Source organism: Bradyrhizobium sp. WBOS08 (assembly GCF_024585125.1).
In the GTDB taxonomy this organism is placed as follows: Bacteria; Pseudomonadota; Alphaproteobacteria; order Rhizobiales; family Xanthobacteraceae; genus Bradyrhizobium; species Bradyrhizobium japonicum_B.
Map to the genome: position 1 here is coordinate 3,252,501 of NZ_CP028988.1, position 19,866 is coordinate 3,272,366.

A 19,866-nucleotide genomic window follows, 5' to 3' on the forward strand; every position below is an offset into this window, starting at 1 on the left:
CTTGCAGAAATATTCGCAGCCGCCATAGAGCGTATCGAGTGACTTTGGCCAGCTCGCGGCCAGCCTCCACTTCACCTCCGGCATCGATTGCGCGATAGCTGGCGCTGCGACTGCGCTTGCGGCAAGGCCCAGTCCGCCTGCCGTCAGGAATTTACGACGTTCCATGCGTTTCCCTCCTGTGATGCCGAGTCCTCGACGAGGGATCGCGGTCTTGACGCCGCTTTCGTCTTCGTCGCTGGCCGACGTTTCCTTTTGTATGTCCGAAGTTCAGTATTCCCGGATCGCAGGCAGCATGACCAAAGGGGAACCGCAAATCAAGCGCGCTTTGGTTGTGCCCCTGGCAAGCCGGTCAATGCTGCGCTGCGAATGCGGTTTCCATCGCCTTGCGCGTCTTCACCGTTTCGTTGCCCGCATCGAATTCGACATCGCTCCAGCGCACCACCGCGCCATGGGCGACGTCATGTGTCAGCTTCACGCGATGTGCGAGTCCGATCGGCAAGGCGCCGGCCCGAAGGCTCGCGGCGGCCGGTACCAGCTTGCCCCACACCGTATAGCCCCCCTCGCCGTCGAGCATCTCGCCCGCGCGCAGATTTCGCTTGGCGACCGCCGCGACGTCGCCGCGGAAGCCGCTGGCCTGGCCGGTCGGCTCACCCCGCAGCACGGCCGACAGCACCGAGATGTTCAGCTCGAGCCCGATCAGATGATAGGGCTTGTACATCGCGGCATAGCGTCCGCTGGCGTCGGTCTTCAGGCCGTATTGCCGGAAGCAGTCGGCGGCATAATCGCTCGGAGCCTCCAGCACGACATAGACACCCCAGCGCAGGTCGCGGAACACCGGCCGGCCGTCGCGCTCGAGCGAGGAGACGACCTCGACCACGCCAGGCCGCTCCAACACGCCGCCGCGCGACCGCGGCCGCATGATATGCGGCAGATCGTCGACGCCGCAGGGCGGAAACAGCAGGCCGTCCGCGGGCACGTCGAGCGCGCAGGCATTGGCGATCGCGGCCATCTCGATCGCCGATTTGGTGCCGTCGAGAAACGAATTGAACATCTGCGGATTCATGCCGGCCGACTGCGCTTCGCCTGCGGTCAGGCCGTAATGCTGCCAGACGCCGTCGGGCGTCACGTCGTGATAGGCCGGCAGGTATTTCGTGCCTTTGCCGGCCGCGACGACGCGGAAGCCGGTGGCGCGGGCCCAGTCGACCATCTCGGCGGTGAGCGCCGGCTGGTCACCGTAAGCGAGCGAATAGACCACACCCGCCTTGCGCGCTTCCTGGGCGAGCAGGGGGCCCGCCAGCACGTCGGCCTCGACATTCACCATCACGATATGCTTGCCCGCGGCGATCGCGGCGCGCGCATGCTTGATGCCGGCCGCGGGATTGCCGGTCGCCTCCACCACTACGTCCATCGCACCGCCGGCAATGGCGCGCGCGCCGTCATCGGTGAACATTGTCGCGGAGATCCGCTCCGCGTCCCAGCCGACGGTGCGGCAGGCCTCGCGCGCGCGCTCGCGGTCGATGTCGACGATGATGGGCACCTCCAGCCCGGGCGTGTGCGGCACCTGCGCCAGAAACATCGAGCCGAATTTGCCAGCACCGATCAATGCGACACGAACGGGCTTGCCGGCGGAGGCGCGGGCCTGGAGGAGGCGGAAGAGGTTCATGGGGGATGTCCGATATGACTATCGTGTCCCGGCCAAGGCGCAGCGAGCAACGCTGCGCCGCAGAGCCGGGACCCAGTGTGAGGGAATTCGGCGTAGCATGGGCCCCGGCTCTGCAGCGCAGCGCTGAAGAAGCGCTGCACTGCGTCCGGGGCACGAGACCTTCTTACTCCGCCGCCTGCCGCGGGGCACGGGCGAGCCGCAGCAGCGCGTCGTCGTCCACCGTCTTGATCGGCGTAAAGTCGCGATGGGCGATGTAGTCCGGCCGCGTCGGGGTGCGGATGTAGTTCGAGACCGCGTTCAGCGTCAGATACACGATCTTGCGCGGATAGGGCGTGATGTTGCCGCTTGATCCGTGCACGAGATTGCCGTGGAACATCAGCATGCCGCCGGGCTTGCCGGTCGGCGCGACGATGCCGCCCTGCTCGACGAGGCGCGTCACCGTTGCCTCGTCCAGCGTCCACAGCGGATAGGAGGTGGTGGCGAGGTCGTGCGAGGCCTCGAGATCGCCGGCGTTCTGGCTGCGCGGCACCAGCATCAGGGGGCCGTTGATCGGCATCACCTCGTCGAGGAAGATCGCGATGTTCATCGCCCGCGGCTCCGGCATGCCGTCGTCGCGCTTCCAGGTGCCGTAATCCTGGTGCCACTGCCAGACGTCCCCGGTGAAGGCTGATTTCGCGTTGATCTTGAACTGGTGCATGTAGACCGGCTCGCCGAACAATTGTTCGACCGGCTCGATCATGCGCGGATGCGCCCCGAGGATGCCGAACGCCTCGTTGTAGAGATGCGCGGCAAAGGCCGTGCGCGGCGCGCCGCTCTTTTCGCGCCAGACCTCCGGCCGGTTGGCGTCGTAGATGCCGACTGCCTCGCGCGCCAGCAGATCGACCTCCTCTTGGGCAAACAGTTCGGGCAGGAACAGCCAGCCCTCGCGGTGGAAGAACTCCAATTGCTCCTGAGACAGTCTCATGGGTCGTCCTCCTGTTTTGTTATTTGTTGTCTCTCTCTCTCGTCATGGCCGGGCTTGACCCGGCCATCCACGTCTTGGCGTCACGTTCAAAAGAACGTGGATGCCCGGCACAAGGCCGGGCATGATGGAGCGCGGTGTCATCACGCCGCCGCCTCCGTCGCCCTCAACCTCTCCTCGGTCATCCGCCCCGCCGTTTGCGCATGCGCCAGCGCGGCGCGTTCGGCCGCGCCCGCATCGCCTGCGAGAATATGCCCGGCGATGCCGGCGTGCTCGGCCCAGGCGCTGCCGCGATAGTCGAGCTCTGACAGCACCGTTGCCATCGAGCGGCGCATATGCGGCCATTGCGGCGCGATCGTCGCCTCGATCACGGGATTGCCGGCGAGCTGATAGATCGCGCGGTGAAAATCGACATCGAGCACGATGAGTTCGGCCAGGGGCGTCGCGCTGTCGATGCGGCCTCCGGCGGCCAGCGCCGCTTCCAGCCGCCCGCGGCCGGCCGCGTCGGATCCCGCGCGTCGTGCCGCGAGCCGGGCCGCCAGCGCATCGATGGCGCCGCGCACCTCGTAGAGCTGGCGGATGCGGGAAGGATCGAGCTGGGTAACCTCGAAGCCGCGCTTGCCGCTCTCGGCGACGAGACCTTGGCGGTGCAGCAGATGCAGCGCGTGCGACACCGGCTGGCGTGACACGCCGAGCTTGTCGGCGAGCTCGTTCTGGCGGATGCGCCGGCCGGGCTCGAGCGTCCGGTCGGAAATCGCCTCCAAGATGCGCGCATAGACCTGATCGATCAGGTTCGGGAGCGGGTCAAGAGGGATCACGCCGGCAGCTCCGAAAGTCAACAGGGAATACGGAATTCCGTATTCGAAGCTACGCTCGGACAGTAGGTCCGTCAAGCGGTATCGGAGGGTGACGCAACGCCCTGTCGAGGCACCGGCTAAGCCTTTGATATCGCTAGGCCCATCTACTGTGCATGGGGTTGTTTTCGCGATATTGCGCTCGGGCTCAGCCCTCCAGCACCTCGACCTCCAGCGTAGCGAGCCGCTCCGCATCAGCCAGGGCCTCGATCCCCGAAATGCGGTCGTTCTTAAACGTCACGCGCACCGCGATGCGCAGCTGCCCGCCGAGGATGACGGCCACGCCGATCTCGCCGTCGACCAGCGCCGTCCGCGCCGCCCGGGCACGGCCCTTGTAGAGCTGCGCGACCGCATCCGCGCCGCGGATCTCCGCCAGCGTGCCGAGCCGCATCGCGGCCTCGTCGGCGCGGAAGACGACGTCGGGATCGAGCACGGCCAGCAGCCCTTCGAAATTGCCCTCGCGCGACGCCTTGAGGAAGGCATCGACGATTCCGCGCTGACGCGACAGGTCGGTCTCGGGCACCGGCGCGCCCTGCACGCGCCGCCGCGCCCGGCTCGCGAGCTGCCGCGACGCCTCGACCGAACGGCCCACGATCGGCGCGATCTCCTCGAACGGCACGGCGAACATGTCGTGCAGCACGAAGGCGAGCCGCTCCGCAGGCTGCAGCGTTTCCAGCACCACCAGCAGCGCCGCACCGACGGAGTCGGCCATCTCGGCCTCGCGCAATGGCGTCTCGTCGGCCGGCTCCGGTACATCCGGGCCCATCGGCTCTTCCTTGCGCGACTTCCGTGCCCGCAGCATGTCGAGGCAGATGCGCGCCACCACGGTGGTCAGCCAGCCGCGCAGATTCGCGATATCGGACATGTCGTAGCGGCTGACCCGCAGCCAGGCCTCCTGCACGGCATCGTCGACCTCGGCGCCGGAGCCCAGCATCCGGTAGGCGACCGCGCGCAAATGGTCCCTGCTGGCCTCGAACTGTTCAGTGAGAAAATTTTGCTCGGTCATCGGTCACATTCCCTCGTCGCGATCCGTCATGCCCATGACGAAGCCGATCCGGCCGATGTGACCGGAACCTTCGAAATTCGAGCGATGGAGACGAACATGATGCACGCCCGCATGAATCACCCGGTCATGGTCCTGCCCGAGGCCATGAACCTCCTGCAGTCCCTCGGCAATCTGACCAAGCAGGGCCTGCCGGAAAAGCTTCTGGAGCTGGTGCACCTGCGCGCCAGCCAGATCAACGGTTGCAGCGTCTGTGTCGACATGCATCCCAAGATCGCCCGCAAGCTGGGTGAGACCGACGAGCGCCTGTTCGCCGTGTCCGCCTGGCGCGAGGCGCCCTATTTCACCGACGCCGAGCGCGCCGCGCTGGCGCTGACCGAGGCCGTCACCCGTCTCGCCGATCGCGAGGATCCGGTGCCGGATGCGGTCTGGAGCGAGGCCGACAAGCATTACGACGAACGCGAGCTCGCCACGCTGATCCTGTCGATCGCGACCATCAACGTCTGGAACCGGCTGAACGCAACGGTCAAGATGCCGGTCGGTGGATGGAAAGTGTGAATTGCCCGGCCCTCTTCCCCGGTGGGGAGAGGGCGCCTACTCCGCCAAGAACCGGTTCACCACGTCGCCGAACTCCAGCGGCGCCTGCTCGAACATCCAATGGCCGGCGTTTGGAATCACCGCCGTCTCAGCTCCCGCGATGTGCGCGGCCAGCACGCGCCACAGCACCGACAGGCTGCCGGTCGTCGCGCCGCCGCCGATCAGCAGCGTCGGCGTCCGGATCGCCTGCGCGTCTGCGAGCGTGTAGGGCCGACGCTCCTCGTTGATCTGGCCGAGAAAGGTCAGCGCGTTGTCGCGCAGCTGCTGCTTGGCCGCCGCCGGCACGCGCCGCCAGGCGCCGTCGCCTTCGATGCCCTCGTAGAAATTCTGCAGCGCGCCCTCCATATCGCCGGCGCGGATCATCTCGACCGAGCGTGCGGTGCGCGCCGCCAGCGGCGGATGCGCGGCCGTGCCTTCAGGCACCGGCAGGCTGGCGTCGAGATCGCCGCCGGGCTCGGCCAGCACCAGTCTTCGCACGAGATCGGGCCGCGCCTGCGCCACGCGAAAGGCGATGTGGCCGCCGCGCGAATGGCCCATCAAATCGACCGGCGCGGGCTTCACCTGCTCGATGAAGGCAATCATGTCGGCGACGTGCTGCGCCATCTTGTAGTCGTCGCCGACGGCGTCCCAATGCTCGGGGAAGAAATGCCGCAGGCTGACCGCGATCACGCGATGGGTCTTCGACAGCGGGCCGAGCACCGCATACCAGGTGCGGAAATCCCCGAGCGTGCCGTGCACGCAGACCAGCGGCGGGCCGCTCCCGACTTCGAGATAGGCCATGTCGTATTCGTTGACGCGGAATGTTTGCATGATCAGCTCGCCAGAAAATCCAGCACCACTTCGGAATACCTCTGCGGCGCCTGCTCGAACATCGGATGCGTCGCATTCGGGATGACCGCCGTCTTGGAATAGGGCACATGCGCGGCCAGCGCATGCAGCACTTTCGGCAGCAGGCCCTTGGTCCGCGCGCCCAGGATGAACAGCGTCGGCATCTTGATGGACTCCGCATCCGCCTTCGAGAACGGTGGACGATTGTCGCGGACCTGCCCGATCAATGTATAGGCGTTGTCGCGAAGGTTCTGCTTCACCATCGCCGGCAGCCGCGGCCAGGTGCCGGCGCCTTCCAGCGTGTCGACGAAGACGGCGAGCCCGCCGTCGACATCGCCCGCCGCGATCTTCTCGGCCGAGGCCGTGAAGCGCGCCAAGAGCGGCGAGGGGCCGCCGACGTAGTCGGGATCGAGGCTGGCATCGAGCTCGCCGCCGGGCTCCGCCAGGACGAGCCGTCGCAGCAGATCGGGGCGTTGCTGCGCGACGCGAAAGCAGATGTGCCCGCCGCGGGAATGGCCCATCAGGTCGACGGGTCCAAGGTCGAGCTTCTCGATGAAGGCGATGACGTCCTGGACATGCTGGGCGATCGAATAGGTGTCACTGAGGCCGTCCCAGCGGTCGGGAAAGAAGTGCCGCAGGCTGACCACGATGGCCCGGCGCTGCTGCGTCAGCGGTCCGAGCACGCAGCCCCAGACGCGGAAGTCGTTGAGCGAGCCGTGCACGCAGACCAGCGGCGGCCGGCCATTGTCATCCCCCACGTCGAGATAGGGCATATCGTAACCGTTGACGTGGAGGCTTTGCATTCTGGTCTCGCGAGGTGGGCAGGACTCCTGTGCAAGATTCCCGGAAACCGGGTGGATCGCAACTATTTCCAAGCCTAGATTTGGGCCGACATCACGATGGGGGCGTGCGACGAGGACGCAAGCTCAGGAATCAAGCCATGACCGACCAGCATTTCGCCCTGTTCGACACCCGGATCGGCCTTTGCGCCATCGCCTGGGGCCCGCGCGGCATCAACGGCACGCAATTGCCGATGGGTGGCGAAGAGAAGATCCGCACCCGCATCAGCCAGCGCCACGCCGAGGCCACCCAGACCGAGCCGACCGCGGAGGTGCAGCAGGCGATCGACCGCATCACAAAACTGCTTGCGGGCGAGCCGGATGACCTCACCGACATTGCCCTCGATCTCGACGGAGTGCCCGAGTTCAACCGCGGCGTCTATGAGATCGCCCGCGCGATTCCGCCTGGCAAGACCATCACCTATGGCGATATCGCCAAGCAGCTCGGCGGCGTTCAGCTGTCGCGCGATGTCGGCCAGGCGCTCGGCCGCAATCCGTGCCCGATCGTGGTGCCCTGCCACCGCGTGCTCGCCGCCGGCAACAAGCCCGGAGGCTTCTCGGCCAATGGCGGCGTGGTGACCAAGCTGAGGATGCTCGAGATCGAAGGCGCGCTGGTGAACCACACGCCGAGTTTGTTTGATTGAGACGCCTTGCACTGACTTCGTAGGGTGGGCAAAGCGGAGCGTGCCCACGGTCTCGTCGTAGCCTGAAAAGTTCGTGGGCACGGCGCTTTGCGCCTTTGCCCACCCTACGAGACCTGTCTCAAATTTTCGCCGCCGCCTTCGGCCAATATTTGTCGCGCAGATGCCGCTTCACCAGCTTGCCGGTCGGCGTGCGTGGCAGCTCGGGCTCGAAATCGATCGAGCGCGGGCACTTGATGGCGGAGAGGCGGCCCTTGCAATAGGCGATCAAATCGGCCTCGAGCGCCTTGCCGGCGCGGCCCATGTCGTGCGGCTGCACCACCGCCTTGACCTCTTCGCCCATCTCCTCGTTGGGGACGCCGAACACCGCGACGTCGGCGACGTCAGGGTGGGTGATCAGCACGTCCTCGGTCTCCTGCGGGTAGATGTTCACGCCGCCCGAGATGATCATGTAGGACTTGCGGTCGGTGAGATAGAGAAAGCCATCCTTGTCGAGGTAGCCGACATCGCCGAGCGTCGACCAGCCCTTGGCATTATAGGCCTTCTTCGTCTTCTCGGGGTCGTTGTGATAGGTGAAGGCGGGCGCGTCGGCGAAATAGACCGTGCCGATCTCGCCGACCGGTTGCTCCTCGTCGTTCTCGTCGAGGATCTTGACCTTGCCGACCACGGCGCGGCCGACGCTGCCGCGATGCTCCAGCCATTGCTGCGAGCTGCATACGGTGACGCCGTTGCCTTCCGAGCCGGCGTAATACTCGATCAGGATCGGCCCCCACCATTCGATCATCTTCGCCTTGACGTCGACCGGGCAGGGCGCGGCGGCGTGGATCGCCCCCTTCAATGTGGAAACGTCATACTTGGTGCGGACCTCGTCCGGCAGCTTCAGCATGCGCACGAACATGGTCGGCACCAGCTGCGATTGGGTGACCTTGTACTTCTCGACCAGCTTCAGGAACTCCTCGGCGTCGAAGTGCTCCATGATGATGGAGGTGCCGCCGAGCACGATCGCCATCATGTTGAAGCGCAAGGGGGCGGCGTGATAGAGCGGCGCCGGTGACAGATAGATGCTGTCGGTGTTCATGCCGCACATGTCGGCGCAGAGCACGCGCAGAAGCGGGTTCGGCTCGTCGATCGCTTTGCCCTCGAAGGCCTTCTTGACGCCCTTGGGCCGGCCGGTGGTGCCGGACGAATACAGCATGTCGTAGCCGGCGACCTCGTCGGGGATCGGCGTGGTCGGCTGCGCGGCGGCCTCCTTGTCGTAGGAACGGAAGCCGGGCAGCGGCTCGTCCATCATGTAGAAGATAGGCTCGCTGGCCGTGCCCTTGATCAGGCCCCTGATCTGGTCGGCGCATTTCGGGGTGGTGATCACGACCTTGGCGCCGCAATCCTTCACGATGTAGTCGATCTCGTCCTGCTTCAAATAACGGCTGATCGCGGTGTAGTAGAGCCCGCTGCGCTGCGCGGCCCAGCACAGCTCCATGAAGGCGAGACGGTTCTCCATCAATAGTGCGATGTGGTCGCCGGCCTTCAGCCCGAGCGAGCGGAACAGATGCGCGCCCTGGTTCGAGAGCTCGTCGAGCTCGCGATAGGTGATCGCCTTGCCGGTGCCGGCCATCTGGTAGGCGATCTTGTCGGGCGTGGTGCGGGCGTGGACGGAGGGGTGGGTCATTTGGTGCAGGTCCCGAGGCAAACGAGATGTCGTCCCCGCGAACGCGGGGACCCATAGTCACTGCAGTGAGTCGCTGAAACAGAATGTCGCCCCAGCTCGCCATAACCACAGCCTCCTGTGGTTATGGGTCCCGGCGTTCGCCGGGACGACACCGTTTGTGTGGCGACGTCTCAGCCTACAGCCGCTCCACGATCGTCACGTTGGCCATGCCGCCGCCTTCGCACATGGTCTGCAGGCCATAGCGCTTGCCGCGCTGATGCAGGGCGTGGACCAGCGTCGTCATCAGCTTGGTGCCGGAGCCGCCGAGCGGATGGCCGAGCGCAATGGCGCCGCCGTTGACGTTGAGACGCTCCGGATCGGCGCCGGTGGTCTTTAGCCAGCCGGTCGGCACCGAGGCGAAGGCCTCGTTGACCTCGAACAGGTCGATGTCGTCGATCTTCATGCCGGCCTTCTCCAGCGCGCGCTTGGTCGCGTGCAGCGGCGCGTCCAGCATGATGACGGGATCGCCTCCCATCATCGTCATGTGATGGACGCGCGCGATCGGCTTGACGCCGAGCTGCTTCAGGCCGCGCTCGTTCACCACCATCACGCCGGAGGCGCCATCGCAGATCTGGCTGGCGCTGGCGGCGGTGAGCTTGCCGTTCTCGGCGATCAGCTTGACGCCCTTGATGCCGTCGAGCGTGACGTCGAAGCGAATGCCCTCGTCGATGTGGTGGGTGTCCTTGCTGCCGTCGGCGCGGGTGATCTCGAGCGGCACGATTTCCTTCTTGAAGTGACCGGCCTGCGTTGCCGCGATCGCGCGCTGATGGCTGTTGTAGGAGTACTCGTCGAGATCATCCTTCGACAGGCCGTACTTCTCGGCCATCATCTCCGCGCCGGTGAACTGGCTGAACACGATGTTCGGATACTTCTTCTCGATGCCCGGGCTCTTGTAATTGCCAAAGCCGTTCTTGGCCGGAAGCTGCGAGGACAGGCCCATCGGCACGCGCGTCATCGATTCCACGCCGGCGGCGATCACGACGTCCATGGCGCCCGACATCACGGCCTGCGCCGCGAAGTGCAGCGCCTGCTGCGAGGAGCCGCACTGGCGGTCGATCGAGGTGCCCGGCACGCTCTCCGGCAGCTTCGAGGCCATGATCGCGTTGCGCGCGACGTTGTTGGATTGCTCGCCGACCTGCATGACGCAGCCCATGATCACGTCCTCGACCAAGGCAGGGTCGACCTTGGTGCGATCGACCAGCTCGTCCAGCACCTTCGCGGCGAGATCGGCCGGATGCCAGCCGGCGAGACGGCCCCCCTTGCGCCCGCCGGCGGTACGCGCAGCGGCGACGATGTAAGCCTCGGCCATGTCGGTTTCTCCCTGAATTCTTGATTGGAGTTGGGTGTCGGGGGCGGATTTAAGGGACGGGAGATCGTTTAGTCAATCGATCAATTAACTCTTGTGATGAGGCGCTGCTTGGGCTTATCTGCGCCCCGCTTCGAGCGGCGAACAGGGATCTTCCGTGGCTACCAGCGTACCGAACCGGCTCCCGAGCGGGAAGAATTCCACGGCGGAGAAATTGCTCGTGGCCGCGAGCGAGCTGATGATCGAACGCTCCTCAATCGAGATCTCGCTGTCCGACATCGCGCAGAAGTCGGGCGCCAACGCCGCGCTGGTCAAATATCATTTCGGCAACAAGGACGGCCTGCTGCTGGCGCTGCTGGCGCGGGATGCCGCGACCGAGATGTCCAACCTCGAATATCTGCTGGCGCAACCGATCAATTCGACGGCGAAGCTGAAGCTGCATATCGCCGGCATCATCCGCGCCTATCACCGGTTCCCCTATATGAACCGGCTGATCCATTATCTGCTGCACGAAACCAGTGCCGATTCCGCCGACGAGGTTTCGAAGTTCTTCGTCGCGCCGCTGCTGGATTTCCACCGCCGCCTGCTCGCCGAAGGCGTCAGCCGCGGCGAATTCCGCGCCACCGATCCGGTGCTGTTCTACACTAGCCTGATCGGCGCCTGCGATCACCTGTTCTTCGGCCGGCACGCGATGTCGCGCGCGACCGGCGTCGGTCCGGTCACCGACGACGTCTGTCGGCAGTACATCAAGCACATGGAAACGTTGATCTGTGGCGGCATCCTCACGCAAGCCGGAGAAGCCGTTGCAGCCGGATGATCCGGCTGAACCTCTCAAAGTCTAGAGAAGAAACGTCCAAGGAAAGGTACAAGCAATGCAGTTGAAAGACGTAGCCGTTCTCATCACCGGCGGCGGTTCGGGCCTGGGCGAAGCCACCGCTCGCGCCATGGCGGCCAAGGGCGCCAAGATCGGCGTGATCGACCAGAACAAGGACAACGCCGAGAAGGTCGCTGCCGAAGTGAAGGGCATTGCGCTGCATGCCGACGTCACCAGCGAAGAGCAGATCAAGGCTGCGATCGCCAAGGCCGAAGCTGCGCATGGCGTTGCCCGCGTACTGATGAACTGCGCCGGCATCGGCGGCTCGCAGCGCATCGTCGGCCGCGACGGCGTCTATCCGCTGGAAAAGTTCGCACGCATCATCAACGTCAATCTAATCGGCACCTTCAACTGCCTGCGCCTGTTCGCCGAACGTCTCGTCACGATCGAGCCGGTCGGCGAAGAGCGCGGCGTCATCATCAACACGGCGTCGGTCGCGGCTTACGAAGGCCAGATCGGCCAGATCGCCTATTCGGCGTCGAAGGGCGGCGTGGTCGGCCTGACCTTGCCGGCCGCGCGCGATCTCGCCAGCCAGAAGATCCGCGTCAACACCATCGCGCCCGGCCTGTTCTTCACGCCGCTGTTGATGGGCTTGAACGAAGAGGCCCGCAAGAGCCTGGGTGCCCAAGTGCCGCATCCCTCGCGTCTCGGCGATGCCGCCGAATACGGCTCGCTCGCGGTGCACATCGTCGAGAACCCGATGCTGAACGGCGAGACCATCCGTCTCGATGGCGCCATCCGCATGGCGCCGCGGTAGGTACTTTCTTCCTTCTCCCCTTGAGGGAGAAGGTGGCGCGAAGCGCCGGATGAGGGGTTGTCTCCACAATCTCATCTGTGGAGGCAGACCCCTCACCCAAGCGAGTGTGCGGCTAGCGATTTACATGCCCTCTCCCACAAGGGGAGAGGGCGCAGCAATCGGCGCCGCGACCCGCGGCAAGCACGAGGCCCCATGTCCCAACCGCTGCTGATCGAGCATGACGACGGCGTCGACCGGGTGACCCTGAACCGGCCTGAGCATCTCAATGCGCTCGATCCTGCGCTGATCGATGCGCTCAACGACTATTTCCAGGGCCTCCAACGCAATCGCGACACCCGCGTGGTAGTATTGACGGGAGCCGGCAAGAATTTCTGCGCGGGCCTCGATCTCAAGGCAGCGATGACGCGCCGTGCCGGGCAGCAGGAGCCGCCGGGCGTCACGGAGTCTCTGGATTCGCAACGCCGCATCGCCGATATCGTGATGCTGATGAGGCGTTGTCCGCAGCCGATCCTGTCGCTGGTGCAGGGCGCGGCCGCGGGCGGCGGCTTTGCCCTGGCACTCGCCTCCGACATCCGCATCGCGACGAAATCGGCGCGGATGAATTGCGCCTTCATCAAGCTCGGCCTCGGCGGCTGCGACATCGGCACCAGCTATTTCCTGCCGCGCCTCGTCGGCGTCTCCGTCGCATCGGAACTGATCCTGACCGGGCGCTTCATCGGCGCCGAGCGGGCGCTTGCGGTCGGCCTGGTCTCGGAGGTCGTGGACGAGGACAAGCTCGACGAAGCGGCCGAGCCCTACGTCGAGGCGATGATGACGGCTTCGCCGGTGGGCCTGCGCCTGTCCAAGGAATGCCTCAACATGAGCGTCGATGCCGGCTCGCTGGAGGCGGCGATCGCGATGGAGGATCGCAACCAGGTTCTGTGCAGCCGCTCTGAAGAATTTTCGGAAGGCATCAGGGCCTTCCTTGAGAAGCGAAAGCCTGTCTATATCAAGCGCTGAACCACGAAGATCCGCAAAGGACAATAATTCCGGGAGACGCAAAATGAGTGGAAGCGCGGCGGCTGTGATGACGAAGCCCGCCTTTCGCAAGGTCGAATGGCTCAAGCGCGACATCGACGTCGAGCGCCGCGCCGACGGCACGGTGGTGCTGAAGTCGCGCATTCCGCTGCAAGCTTACGAGACGCACATTCCGGCGTCGCTGGCGAAGTGGGCCAAGGAAGCGCCCGAGCGCATTTGGCTGGCGCAGCGCGGCGGCCCGAACCGCGAATGGCGCAAGGTGTCCTATGGCGAAGCCAAGCGCACCGTGGATGCGCTGACGCAAGGCTTGCTCAATCTCAAGCTCGACGAACGGCCAGTCGCGATCCTCTCCGGCAATTCGATCGAGCATGCGCTGATGACGCAGGCCGCGATGCAGGCTCGCTCACCCGCGGCGCCGGTGTCGCCGGCCTATTCGCTGATGAGCCACGATCACGTCAAGCTGAAGTACCTGTTCGACCTGATCAAGCCGGCCGTGCTGATGGTGCAGGACGGGCCGACCTTCGAGAAGGCGCTGAAAGCGCTCGATCTCAGCGGCGTCACCGTGGTTCACGTCGCGCGGCCCTGCGACGGCGTCCCAAGCGTCAGCTTTGCCGAGTTGGCGGCCACGCCGGTGACGACGGACGTCGCGGATTCGATCGCAAGAATCACGCCGCAGACCGTCGGCAAGCTGCTGTTCACGTCGGGCTCGACCGGCATGCCCAAGGCCGTCATCAACACGCAGGAGATGATGTGCGCCAATGCCGCGATGATGATGCAGGTGCGGCCGCGCTCGCCTGACGGTCCGATCGCGACCATGCTGGACTGGATGCCGTGGAATCACACGATGGGCGGCAACGCGGCGTTTCATCCGATCCTGGTCGATGGCGGCACGCTCTATATCGACGACGGCCGGCCGATGCCGGGCCAGTTCGAGGAGACGCTGCGCAACCTTCGCGAGATCTCGCCGACCTATTACGCCAACGTGCCCGCCGGCTATGCCGCGCTCGCCGCCGCCATGGAAAAGGACGACGCGCTCTGCCGCTCGTTCTTCAAGAATCTGTCGATCATGGCCTATGGCGGCGCGCGGCTGCCTGACGATCTCTACGAGCGCATGCAGGCGCTGGCGGTGAAGACCACCGGCGAACGCATCGTGTTCTATACCGGCTGGGGCTCGACCGAGACCGCGCCGACCTCGACCGGCACCTATTGGGACACCGAGCGCGTCGGCCTGATCGGCCTGCCGTTCCCGGGGGTCGAGTTGAAGATGGTGCCGTGCGGCTCGAAATACGAGTTGCGCCTGCGCGGCGTCAACGTCACGCCCGGCTATTTCGGCCAGCCGGAGCTGACGAAGAAGATGTTCGACGAGGAAGGGTTTTACTGCATCGGCGATGCCGGCGTGTTCGTCGATGATTCCGATCCGGTAAAGGGCATCATCTTTGCGGGCCGCGTGGTCGAGGACTTCAAGCTCACCACCGGCACATTCGTGCATGTCGGCTCACTCCGCACCGATGCGATCGCAGCCGCAACGCCTGTGGTGCATGACGCGCTGGTCGCGGGGCAGGATCGCGCCTTCATCGGCCTGCTTGCCTGGCCGAACCTGCATGCCTGCCGGCAGCTCGTCGGCAATCCTGATCTCAGCTTTGCCGACGCGGTGAAGCACCCCGAGGTGGTTGCCTGCTTCCGTCGCGGCCTGGAAGCTCACAACAAAGAATGCGAGGGGGCCAGCAGCCGCATCATCGCGCGCGCGATGCTGATGGTCGAGCCGCCCTCGATCGACGGCAATGAGCTCACCGACAAGGGCTACATCAACCAGCGCGCCGGCCTCGAGCGCCGCGCCGCGCTGGTGGAGCGGCTCTATGCGGACACGCCGGATCAGGATGTGATCGTGCTGCGATGAGCGCGCAAGTCTCTCACCTCGTCATTCCGGGATGGCCCGAAGGGCCAGGCCCGGAATCCATAACACCCCGGCTGGTGGCTATGGATTCCGGGCTCGCGCTACGCGCGCCCCCGAATGACGGCACAAATAAATGACAACGAATAAACAAGGATAGCCCGCCATGAACTTCGACTTCTCCGACGATCAGAAACAGCTCCGCGACCAGGCGCGCAAGTTCCTCGCCGAGAAATGCTCGCCCAAGGCGGTGCGCGTGGTGCTCGACGGCAAGTCGCCTTACGACAAGGAGCTGTGGAAGGGCCTCGCAGAGATGGGCTTCCTCGGTGTTGCAATCCCCGAGGAATACGGCGGGGCCGGCGCCGGCCATCTCGAGCTCTGCGTGATCGCGGAGGAGATGGGCCGGGCCAACGCGCCAGTGCCGTTCTCCTCGACCGTCTACCTCGCCGCCGAAGCGCTGCTGATCGCGGGCAGCGACGCGCAAAAGAAGAAGTGGCTGCCCGCCATCGCCTCGGGCGAGGCGATCGGCACGCTGGCGCTGTTCGAGGGCAAGGGCAATCCGGCGCCGAAGAACGTCAAGCTGACGGCTGCGAACGGCGTGCTCAACGGCGTCAAGAAGCCCGTCCCCGATGGCGCCATCGCCGATTTCGCGGTGGTCGCTGCGCGCACCGGGTCGAGCGGGCGCGAGAGTGACATCTCGCTGTTCCTGGTCGACCTCAAATCCAGTGGCGTCGAGGTCAAGAGACTCACCAATCTCGATCCCACTCGCGGGCAGGCCGAGATCATCTTCAAAGACTGTAAGGCCGAACCGCTCGGCGCAGCCGGCGAAGGGTGGAGCATTCTCACCCAGGTGCTCGACCGTGCGGCGGTGCTGTGCGCCTTCGAGCAGGTCGGCGGCGCCGATCGCGCGCTGGAGATGGGCCGCGACTACGCGCTCGACCGCATCGCCTTCGGCCGCCAGATCGGCTCGTTCCAGGCGGTCAAGCACATGCTCGCCGACATGTACGTCTCGGCGACGCTGGCGCGCTCCAACAGCTATTACGGCGCCTGGGCGCTCTCGACCAATGCCGCCGAGCTGCCGGAAGCCGCGGCCGCCGCGCGCATCAGCGCGACACAGGCGTTCCAGCACTGCGCCAAGAACAACATCCAGGTTCACGGCGGCATGGGCTTCACCTGGGAGTTCGACTGCCACGTGTACTACCGCCGCGCCAACGCGATGGCGCTGGGGCTCGGCAGCCTCTCTTATTGGGAAGACCAGTTGATCGACCGCATGCGCAAGAAGAACGCGGCGTGAGGGGATCGTAGGGTGGGTTAGCCGAGCGGATTGCGCGAAGCGCAAGTCGCTTGGCGTAACCCACCTCGTCTGTCGATGAGGAAACCAAAGAGGTGGGTTACGCCTTCGGCTAACCCACCCTACGAAGACAGAGAAGCACCATGAACTTCGACGACACCCCGCAGGAAGCCGAATTTCGCGCCACCGCCCGCGCCTGGATCGCGGCGAACGCGCCCAAGCAGTACGAGGAGGAGCTGCGCAAATCCTCGCTCGGGCGTACCGTGCTCAAGAACGCCAATATCCTGGACGTCGCAAAGGCCTGGCAGAAGAAGAAGGCCGATGCCGGCTGGGCCTGCCTGCACTGGCCGAAGGAATATGGCGGCCGCGGATCCTCGCCGATCGAGCGTGTGATCTGGTCGCAGGAAGAGGGGCCGTTCGGCCAGCTCTCCCGCATGTTCATCATCGGCCACGGCATGTGCGGGCCGACCATGATGGCGTTCGCGCGCGAGGAGCATAAGCGCACCTACCTGCCGCCGCTCGCCTCCGGCGAGAAGGTCTGGTGCCAGCTGTTCTCCGAGCCCGCCGGCGGCTCCGACGTCGCAGGGCTCCGGACGCGTGCGGAGAAGGACGGTGACGACTGGATCGTCAACGGCCAGAAGATCTGGACCTCGGGCGCGCATTATTCCGACTACGGCATCCTCTTGACGCGCACCGATCCGACCGTGCCCAAGCACAAAGGCCTCACCATGTTCTTCCTGGACATGAAGAGTCCCGGTGTCGAGGTGCGGCCGATCAAGCAGGCGAGCGGGGCCTCCGACTTCAACGAGGTCTATTTCACCAATGTCCGTATCCCCGATCATCAGCGCCTCGGCGAGGTCGGCGACGGCTGGAACGTCTCGCTGACCACGCTGATGAACGAGCGCAGCGCGATCGGCGCCGCGGTCTCGACCGGATTCCCTGAATTGTTCGAATACTGCTCCAACCTGATGCTCGACGATGGCCCGGCGATCGATGATCGTGCGGTGCGCTCGAAGCTGGCGAACTGGGCAGTGAAGGCGAGCGGGCTGAAATACACCAGCATGCGCGCGATCTCGGCGCTGTCGAAAGGCGAGCGGCCGGGGCCGGAAAACTCCATCGGCAAGCTGGTGGCGGGCTCGATGATCCAGGACGTCGCGACCTACGCATTGGATCTGCAGGGGGCGAGCGGCGTGATCAGCGGCGAGGATGCCGAACTCGCCGGCCGTTTCCAGGCCATGCTGCTGCGCGCGCCCGGAACGCGCGTCGAGGGCGGCACCGACGAGATCATGCGCAACATCATCGCCGAGCGGGTGCTGGGCCTGCCCGGCGACATCCGTGTCGACAAGGACGTGCCGTTCAACAAGATCCCGACGAAGGGAAGAGGCTAGAATCGTAGGGTGGGCAAAGGCGCGTCAGCGCCGTGCCCACGAATTTTATCGAGGGAAGCGGTGGGCACGCTTCGCTTTGCCCACCCTACGCACCGAGCAAGGATTGAGAGGTCCGCCATGAATTTCGACGACACCCCGCAGGAAGCCGCTTTCCGCGACACCGCGCGCCAATGGATCGAGGCCAATGCGCCCAAGGAGCTGCATGCCGAGCTGTCGAAATCCTCGCTCGGCCGTATCCGCCTCGCCAATCGCGACATCGTCGAGGTCGGCAAGGCCTGGCAGAAGAAGAAGTTCGAGGGCAATTGGGCCTGCCTGCACTGGCCCAGGGAATATGGCGGCCGCGGCGCCACGCCGATCGAGAAGGTGATCTGGCAGCAGGAGGAGGGCGTCTACGGCAAGCTGACGCAGCCGTTCCAGATCGGCGAGGGCATGTGCGGCCCGACCGTGATGGCGTTCGGCAGCGAGGATGCCAAGCGCCGATACTTGCCGAAGCTCGCCTCGGGCGAGGAGATCTGGTGCCAGCTGTTCTCCGAGCCGTCCGCCGGTTCGGACGTTGCGGGGCTTCGCACCCGCGCGGAGAAGAAGGGCGACGACTGGATCGTCAACGGCCAGAAGATCTGGACCTCGGGCGCGCATTATTCCGACTACGGGCTCCTGATCGCGCGGACCGATCCGAACGTGCCCAAGCACAAGGGCCTCACCATGTTCTTCCTGGACATGAAGAGCGCCGGCGTCGAGGTGCGCCCGATCAAGCAGGCCAACGGCATGCAGGAGTTCAACGAGGTCTATTTCACCGACGTGGTGATCCCCGACAGCCAGCGTCTCGGCGCCGTCGGCGATGGCTGGAGCGTGTCGCTGACCACGCTGATGAACGAGCGCATGTCGATCGGCGCGCGCCTTGCGACCGGCGTGCCCGAGATGTTCGAGTTCTGCTCCAACCTCATGCTTGAGGATGGCCCGGCCATCGACGATCCCGCCGTGCGCTCGAAGCTGGCGAGCTGGGCGGCGAAGTCGAACGGACTGAAATTCACGAGCTACCGCACCATCTCGGCGCTCTCGAAGGGCGAGCGGCCGGGCCCGGAGAACTCGATCGGCAAGCTGGTCTCGGGCATGATGCTGCAGGACATCGCGACCTACGCCATGGACCTGCAGGGCGCGGCCGGCGCGCTCACCGGCAGCGACGAGGAGATTGTGCAGGGTCAGTTCCAACAGATGCTGCTGTCTTCGCCCTCGATGCGCATCGCCGGCGGCACCGACGAGATCCTGCGCAACATCATCGCCGAGCGCGTGCTGGGCCTGCCCGGCGACATCCGCGTCGACAAGGACGTGCCGTACAACAAGATCCCGACCAAGGGACGGTGATCCAGTCCATGGCTGTGTCTCGTAGGGTGGGCAAAGCGAAGCGTGCCCACCATATGCAGATGCGCCGGGGAAAGTCTGTCGGTGGGCACGGCGCTACGCGCCTTTGCCCAGCCTACGAAGCAAGAGCTGACCATGGACGCAAAAGTGAGCCAGACCCAAAACCGCATCGACGTGCTCGAAGAGCTCCTCAACGAGCGCTACTCCGTCCGCGCCTTCCTGCCCAAGCAGGTCGACCGCGCCACCATCGAGCATGTGCTGGCCACCGCCCAGCGCACCGCGTCCTGGTGCAACAGCCAGCCCTGGCAGGTCGTCATCGCCAGCGGCGCGGCCAAGGAGCGCTTCCGCGAGGCGATCTACAAGGAGGCCTCGGGCGGCCTCGGCGACGACTATGATTTCACCCCGCCGCGCGAATATGTCGGCGTCTATCTCGAACGCCGCCGCGAGAGCGGCTTTCAGCTCTACAACACGCTCGGTATCGCACGCGGCGACAGAAGCGCCTACGCCAGGCAGGCGCTGGAGAACTACAATTTCTTCGGTGCGCCGCATGTCGCGATCATTCACACCAACGAACCGCTCGGCATTTACGGCGCGATCGATTGCGGCGCCTATGTCTCGAACTTCATGCTGGCCGCCCAGGCGCTCGGGCTAGGGACGATTCCGCAAGCGGCGCTGGCGCGGCACTCCGGCCTGATCCGCCGCCACTTCAACCTGCCTGACGATCGCCGCATCGTCTGCGGCATTTCGTTCGGCTATGCCGACCACGCCCACAAGGTCAACAGCTATCGCACCTCGCGTGCGAGCGTGGCCGAAACCGTCACTTTCGTGGAGGAGTGATCGGCGCGGGCGGCGTCGTTCGCGCACGCATGCAAAGGCGGCCGCAGAAGCGGCC

19 protein-coding genes (1 of these 19 cut by a window edge) are annotated in these 19,866 nt (G+C 65.3%); 10 read left to right on the forward strand and 9 right to left on the reverse strand.

The features are described 5' to 3' along the window. The 5 genes from DCM80_RS15505 to DCM80_RS15525 all read right to left on the reverse strand — a co-directional run. Positions 1–165 carry the 5' portion of a TRAP transporter substrate-binding protein gene (locus DCM80_RS15505; protein ID WP_257176303.1) on the reverse strand. 924 nt of this gene lie to the left of the window's left edge, so only the first 165 of its 1,089 coding nucleotides appear in the window; the start codon lies at positions 163–165; its stop codon lies off the left edge, out of view. Between the two features lie 184 nt (positions 166–349). Beyond that, positions 350–1,663: an NAD(P)H-dependent oxidoreductase gene (locus DCM80_RS15510; RefSeq protein WP_257197792.1), complete on the reverse strand. Its 1,314-nt coding sequence runs from the start codon at positions 1,661–1,663 to the stop codon at positions 350–352. 163 nt (positions 1,664–1,826) lie between these two features. Further along, positions 1,827–2,627, reverse strand: a complete 801-nt coding sequence (locus tag DCM80_RS15515; protein WP_257197793.1) for a phytanoyl-CoA dioxygenase family protein — start codon at positions 2,625–2,627, stop codon at positions 1,827–1,829. Between the two features lie 140 nt (positions 2,628–2,767). Beyond that, positions 2,768–3,442 (reverse strand): GntR family transcriptional regulator, encoded by a 675-nt coding sequence (locus tag DCM80_RS15520; protein ID WP_257197794.1) that lies wholly within the window; start codon positions 3,440–3,442, stop codon positions 2,768–2,770. Positions 3,443–3,626: 184 nt separating this feature from the next. Continuing rightward, positions 3,627–4,484: a sigma-70 family RNA polymerase sigma factor gene (locus DCM80_RS15525; RefSeq protein WP_257197795.1), complete on the reverse strand. Its 858-nt coding sequence runs from the start codon at positions 4,482–4,484 to the stop codon at positions 3,627–3,629. Between the two features lie 99 nt (positions 4,485–4,583). On the opposite strand from DCM80_RS15525, the gene DCM80_RS15530 reads away from it, so the two are divergent. Further along, positions 4,584–5,039, forward strand: coding sequence for a carboxymuconolactone decarboxylase family protein (locus DCM80_RS15530; RefSeq protein ID WP_257197954.1), 456 nt, complete (start codon positions 4,584–4,586; stop codon positions 5,037–5,039). 36 nt (positions 5,040–5,075) lie between these two features. On the opposite strand, the gene DCM80_RS15535 is transcribed toward DCM80_RS15530, so the two are convergent. Then, positions 5,076–5,888, reverse strand: coding sequence for an alpha/beta fold hydrolase (locus tag DCM80_RS15535; RefSeq protein ID WP_257197796.1), 813 nt, complete (start codon positions 5,886–5,888; stop codon positions 5,076–5,078). 2 nt (positions 5,889–5,890) lie between these two features. After that, positions 5,891–6,709: an alpha/beta fold hydrolase gene (locus DCM80_RS15540; protein ID WP_257197797.1), complete on the reverse strand. Its 819-nt coding sequence runs from the start codon at positions 6,707–6,709 to the stop codon at positions 5,891–5,893. A 137-nt stretch (positions 6,710–6,846) separates the two neighbouring features. Here DCM80_RS15540 and DCM80_RS15545 point away from each other — a divergent pair, with 137 nt between their 5' ends. After that, positions 6,847–7,389, forward strand: coding sequence for a methylated-DNA--[protein]-cysteine S-methyltransferase (locus DCM80_RS15545; protein ID WP_257197798.1), 543 nt, complete (start codon positions 6,847–6,849; stop codon positions 7,387–7,389). 118 nt (positions 7,390–7,507) lie between these two features. Here DCM80_RS15545 and DCM80_RS15550 read toward each other — a convergent pair whose 3' ends face one another. After that, a complete protein-coding gene (locus DCM80_RS15550) occupies positions 7,508–9,052 on the reverse strand; it encodes an acyl-CoA synthetase (protein ID WP_257197799.1) in 1,545 nt (514 codons plus the stop codon). A 175-nt stretch (positions 9,053–9,227) separates the two neighbouring features. Continuing rightward, positions 9,228–10,400, reverse strand: coding sequence for an acetyl-CoA C-acetyltransferase (locus DCM80_RS15555; RefSeq protein ID WP_257197800.1), 1,173 nt, complete (start codon positions 10,398–10,400; stop codon positions 9,228–9,230). 211 nt (positions 10,401–10,611) lie between these two features. Between DCM80_RS15555 and DCM80_RS15560 the strand changes: the two genes are divergently transcribed. From DCM80_RS15560 to DCM80_RS15595, 8 genes are all read left to right on the forward strand, one after another. Further along, on the forward strand, positions 10,612–11,214 hold the full coding sequence (locus tag DCM80_RS15560) for a TetR family transcriptional regulator (RefSeq protein WP_257197955.1): 603 nt from the start codon (positions 10,612–10,614) through the stop codon (positions 11,212–11,214). Between the two features lie 55 nt (positions 11,215–11,269). Continuing rightward, positions 11,270–12,028, forward strand: a complete 759-nt coding sequence (locus DCM80_RS15565) for an SDR family NAD(P)-dependent oxidoreductase (protein WP_257197801.1) — start codon at positions 11,270–11,272, stop codon at positions 12,026–12,028. Positions 12,029–12,220: 192 nt separating this feature from the next. Next, positions 12,221–13,027: an enoyl-CoA hydratase/isomerase family protein gene (locus DCM80_RS15570; protein WP_257197802.1), complete on the forward strand. Its 807-nt coding sequence runs from the start codon at positions 12,221–12,223 to the stop codon at positions 13,025–13,027. Between the two features lie 43 nt (positions 13,028–13,070). Then, complete coding sequence (locus DCM80_RS15575) at positions 13,071–14,942, forward strand: AMP-binding protein (protein WP_257197803.1); 1,872 nt, start codon at positions 13,071–13,073, stop codon at positions 14,940–14,942. A gap of 160 nt (positions 14,943–15,102) precedes the next feature. After that, complete coding sequence (locus DCM80_RS15580) at positions 15,103–16,230, forward strand: acyl-CoA dehydrogenase family protein (protein WP_257197804.1); 1,128 nt, start codon at positions 15,103–15,105, stop codon at positions 16,228–16,230. Positions 16,231–16,370: 140 nt separating this feature from the next. Beyond that, positions 16,371–17,615, forward strand: a complete 1,245-nt coding sequence (locus DCM80_RS15585) for an acyl-CoA dehydrogenase (RefSeq protein WP_257197805.1) — start codon at positions 16,371–16,373, stop codon at positions 17,613–17,615. A gap of 117 nt (positions 17,616–17,732) precedes the next feature. Then, complete coding sequence (locus DCM80_RS15590) at positions 17,733–18,977, forward strand: acyl-CoA dehydrogenase (protein ID WP_257197806.1); 1,245 nt, start codon at positions 17,733–17,735, stop codon at positions 18,975–18,977. 132 nt (positions 18,978–19,109) lie between these two features. Then, the gene (locus tag DCM80_RS15595) at positions 19,110–19,811 is read left to right on the forward strand and encodes a nitroreductase (RefSeq protein WP_257197807.1); all 702 of its coding nucleotides are present in this window, start codon (positions 19,110–19,112) and stop codon (positions 19,809–19,811) included. Positions 19,812–19,866: the final 55 nt, after the last annotated feature.

Bases quoted from the DNA above. Each gene is read 5' to 3' on its own strand.
- DCM80_RS15510 (WP_257197792.1), bottom strand. From the start codon at position 1,663: ATGAACCTCTTCCGCCTCCTCCAGGCCCGCGCCTCCGCCGGCAAGCCC.
- DCM80_RS15515 (WP_257197793.1), bottom strand. From the start codon at position 2,627: ATGAGACTGTCTCAGGAGCAATTGGAGTTCTTCCACCGCGAGGGCTGG.
- DCM80_RS15525 (WP_257197795.1), bottom strand. From the start codon at position 4,484: ATGACCGAGCAAAATTTTCTCACTGAACAGTTCGAGGCCAGCAGGGAC.
- DCM80_RS15530 (WP_257197954.1), top strand. From the start codon at position 4,584: ATGCACGCCCGCATGAATCACCCGGTCATGGTCCTGCCCGAGGCCATG.
- DCM80_RS15535 (WP_257197796.1), bottom strand. From the start codon at position 5,888: ATGCAAACATTCCGCGTCAACGAATACGACATGGCCTATCTCGAAGTC.
- DCM80_RS15540 (WP_257197797.1), bottom strand. From the start codon at position 6,709: ATGCAAAGCCTCCACGTCAACGGTTACGATATGCCCTATCTCGACGTG.
- DCM80_RS15545 (WP_257197798.1), top strand. From the start codon at position 6,847: ATGACCGACCAGCATTTCGCCCTGTTCGACACCCGGATCGGCCTTTGC.
- DCM80_RS15550 (WP_257197799.1), bottom strand. From the start codon at position 9,052: ATGACCCACCCCTCCGTCCACGCCCGCACCACGCCCGACAAGATCGCC.
- DCM80_RS15555 (WP_257197800.1), bottom strand. From the start codon at position 10,400: ATGGCCGAGGCTTACATCGTCGCCGCTGCGCGTACCGCCGGCGGGCGC.
- DCM80_RS15565 (WP_257197801.1), top strand. From the start codon at position 11,270: ATGCAGTTGAAAGACGTAGCCGTTCTCATCACCGGCGGCGGTTCGGGC.
- DCM80_RS15570 (WP_257197802.1), top strand. From the start codon at position 12,221: ATGTCCCAACCGCTGCTGATCGAGCATGACGACGGCGTCGACCGGGTG.
- DCM80_RS15575 (WP_257197803.1), top strand. From the start codon at position 13,071: ATGAGTGGAAGCGCGGCGGCTGTGATGACGAAGCCCGCCTTTCGCAAG.
- DCM80_RS15580 (WP_257197804.1), top strand. From the start codon at position 15,103: ATGAACTTCGACTTCTCCGACGATCAGAAACAGCTCCGCGACCAGGCG.
- DCM80_RS15585 (WP_257197805.1), top strand. From the start codon at position 16,371: ATGAACTTCGACGACACCCCGCAGGAAGCCGAATTTCGCGCCACCGCC.
- DCM80_RS15590 (WP_257197806.1), top strand. From the start codon at position 17,733: ATGAATTTCGACGACACCCCGCAGGAAGCCGCTTTCCGCGACACCGCG.
- DCM80_RS15595 (WP_257197807.1), top strand. From the start codon at position 19,110: ATGGACGCAAAAGTGAGCCAGACCCAAAACCGCATCGACGTGCTCGAA.